2 protein-coding genes and 1 pseudogene are annotated in these 949 nt (G+C 69.5%); 2 read left to right on the forward strand and 1 reads right to left on the reverse strand.

The features are described from left to right. The first annotated feature begins 345 nt into the window (after positions 1 to 345). Positions 346 to 522, forward strand: coding sequence for a hypothetical protein (locus ACYQ0U_RS22700; RefSeq protein ID WP_459976154.1), 177 nt, complete (start codon positions 346 to 348; stop codon positions 520 to 522). A 2-nt stretch (positions 523 to 524) separates the two neighbouring features. Then, complete coding sequence (locus ACYQ0U_RS22705) at positions 525 to 776, forward strand: hypothetical protein (protein ID WP_459976155.1); 252 nt, start codon at positions 525 to 527, stop codon at positions 774 to 776. On the opposite strand, the pseudogene ACYQ0U_RS22710 reads toward ACYQ0U_RS22705, so the two are convergent. After that, a pseudogene (locus tag ACYQ0U_RS22710) lies at positions 773 to 949 on the reverse strand (IS630 family transposase); the annotation flags it as partial. The gene ACYQ0U_RS22705 and the pseudogene ACYQ0U_RS22710 sit on opposite strands and share 4 nt — an antisense overlap.

Raw genomic sequence — 949 nt, forward strand, 5'->3', positions numbered from 1 at the left:
ACAACCTTGAGTCCGGCACACATCAGCGTACCCGCTGTAGGTGAACTTTTGACTCAGGACACTAGGAGCCCGACCCGCCCCTCGCCGCACCCGCCAGCGGTGGGCTGGCCACCGTTCGCGCGCGGGAAACGGTGGCTGAGCCACCGCCAGCCCCTCGCCGCACCCGCCAGCGGTGGGCTGGCCACCGTTCGGGCGCGGGAAACGGTGGCTGAGCCACCGCCAGCCCGCGCCAGCCCCGCCGCCCCGCCGCCCCAGCCCGCGCCAGTTCGCCCAGGCACCAAGGCACCAAGGCACAAGCCTCGACAGAGAGACGTCGTGTACGGCAGCGCGTGTAGTTTCGGCCGCATGAGTGACTTCTGGTTCTGCGTGAAGCACCACCGGGTCGAGCAGGGCGAGGGCATCTGCCCGTCGATCGACCGTCTCGGGCCCTACGCCACGCGCGAGGAGGCCGAGGGCGCGCTCGCCAAGGCGGAGCAGCGGAACGAGGAGTGGGACAACGATCCCGACTGGAATGACGAGTGACGATGCCGGCTGACCGGGCGCCCGTCTCGCCCTGGCCGTTCGTCGGCATGGCCGGGATGGCCTCCGTGCTGTTCCTGTACGGCGCCAGCGTGCTGTTCCTGCCCTGGTGGGCTGTCGCGCTGCTGGTCGTCGCCTGGCTGGCGCTGTTCGTGGTGGCGTGCGCGTGGTGGACGCTCCACCCGACGTGGGTTCCGGGGATCGCGGTCGCTGCGGTCGCGCTGTGGGTCGCGTTCGTGCTGGCCACAGGCTCCTAGTGTCCTGAGTCAGTAATTCGGCCGCAGTAGCGGGCGATGGATTCGAGGATCTGGTCGCTGGTCTTGGTCCACACGTAGGGGCGGGGGTTGTCGTTCCAGGTCTTGATCCAGGCGCGGATGTCGGCGTTGAGGGCGCGGACGCTGGTGTGGGCGCCGCGTTGGAGCTTCTTGGT

The sequence above is a fragment of the Nocardioides pyridinolyticus genome (assembly GCF_054653575.1).

Excerpts from the sequence above, each read along its gene's own strand:
- ACYQ0U_RS22700 (WP_459976154.1), top strand. The coding sequence starts at position 346 with ATGAGTGACTTCTGGTTCTGCGTGAAGCACCACCGGGTCGAGCAGGGC.
- ACYQ0U_RS22705 (WP_459976155.1), top strand. The coding sequence starts at position 525 with ATGCCGGCTGACCGGGCGCCCGTCTCGCCCTGGCCGTTCGTCGGCATG.